The organism is Castellaniella hirudinis, from assembly GCF_047468865.1.
In the GTDB taxonomy this organism is placed as follows: Bacteria; Pseudomonadota; Gammaproteobacteria; order Burkholderiales; family Burkholderiaceae_B; genus Castellaniella; species Castellaniella hirudinis_A.
Window position 1 is genome coordinate 1 of the sequence record NZ_JBLGTV010000031.1, and the last position, 1,612, is coordinate 1,612.

The 1,612-nt window shown below is 60.5% G+C and carries 2 protein-coding genes; one reads left to right on the forward strand and one right to left on the reverse strand.

Annotated elements, in window-relative coordinates; translation table 11 throughout:
• Window positions 1–229 precede the first annotated feature (229 nt).
• Window positions 230–1,249 carry an IS110 family transposase gene (locus ACMHYJ_RS16830; protein ID WP_414247305.1) on the forward strand — a complete coding sequence of 340 codons (1,020 nt, stop codon included), beginning with the start codon at window positions 230–232 and terminating at the stop codon, window positions 1,247–1,249.
• A 128-nt stretch (window positions 1,250–1,377) separates the two neighbouring features.
• Here the strand turns inward: ACMHYJ_RS16830 and ACMHYJ_RS16835 are convergent.
• Window positions 1,378–1,612 (reverse strand): hypothetical protein (locus ACMHYJ_RS16835; RefSeq protein ID WP_414247306.1); only part of this gene is annotated, 235 nt, incomplete at its 5' end.

A 1,612-nucleotide genomic window follows, 5' to 3' on the forward strand; every position in this document is an offset into this window, starting at 1 on the left:
AACGTGGCGGTGGAGCTGAAGCTGATCAAACCCCAGGAATTGACCCGGGTGATTGTGGACAGCACCGTGCAGGAGAATGAAATGACCGCCTCCCACTCAGTAGTGAATAGGAAGTGATGTGTCAGGAGCGTGGAGATGGAATCAGAGGTGGATCCTCACGGGCCGACGGCATCAAAGTGCCAAAAGGTGATATACGCGAAGTATTTACAGGCAAACCGGAGAATCCATCATGAAGTTTACGCCCGTTGGAATCGATATTGCAAAGTCGGTATTTCAGGTGCACTACGTGAATGAGGAGACAGGCGAAGTGGTCAATCGCGCGTTGCGCCGCCGCGTGTTTCTGGAGCAATTTGCCAACCGGGCGCCGTGCCTGATCGGGATGGAAGCGTGCTCAGGCGCACAGCACTGGGCGCGCGAGCTGATCAAGCTGGGTCACCAGGTTCGGCTGCTGCCGGCGCGGTTCGTCAAGGCGTTCAACATTGGCAACAAGAACGATGCGGCCGATGCACGGGCGATCTGGTTGGCGGTGCAGCAGCCAGGCAAAGCAGTGGCGGTCAAGACCGAGGCGCAACAGGCGGTGCTGGCGCTGCATCGGATGCGTCAGCAGTTGGTGAGGTTCCGCACGATGCAGAGCAACGGCCTGCGTGGTCTGTTGACGGAGTACGGCGAGGTGATGGGCAAGAGCCGTGCGGCGCTGGATAAAGCGTTTCCCGAGGTGTTGGCGCGTCTGTCCGAGCGGCTACCAGCGATGCTGATTGAATCGTTACGTGAACAGTACGCCAGATTGGCGCAGTTGGATGAACAGATTGCCCAGATCGAACGGCGTCTGCAGCAATGGCTACGCGAGGATGCCGCAGTGCAAGCGGTGGCGCAGATACCGGGCGTGGGCTTGCTCACGGCCACGGCGGCGGTCGCCAGCATGGGCGATCCCCAGGCGTTCCGATCCGGGCGTGAGTTTGCGGCCTGGGCGGGGCTGGTGCCGCGCCAGACGGGTTCGGGCGGCAAGGTGCAGCTGCATGGCATCAGCAAGCGTGGCGACACGTATCTGCGCACGCTGCTGATTCACGGTGCCCGCAGTGTGCTGCAGCATGTCAAGGAGCCCGGCTCATGGGTTGAGCAGTTGGGGCAGAGGCGCCCACCCAACGTGGTGGTGGTGGCCTTGGCCAACAAGATGGCGCGAACGATCTGGGCGGTGCTCGTCCATGGCCGGGCGTACCAGCCAGGACACGTGAGCGTCAGGCCCGCATGAAGGGCGCAGCGCTAATGTGATTGAAGATTAACAACATCAACGGAGGTTGATCGTCGAAGGTTGCGTGGGCAATCGTGAAGTGATGACACACACAGGTCGGACCGGGACTTGCTAAACCTGAATGGCCTTCAGGGCTTTAAGCCCGCCAGGAGAATGAGGTGCAAGTCAGCGGATTTCATCGGGGCCCGCAGTGCATCAGGCTGCAACAAGGCCGGATATAGAGCTGCAACCCTACCTCGTCTGTCATCAACAACGAAAACCCTTGCAAGCCGGGAGGCGGTCATATAGAAGGCCATTGCCCATCCGACGGACAGCCGGCTGCTGGAGACTGCTCGCATCAAACTGGTGGAGGCCGCCAAGGCG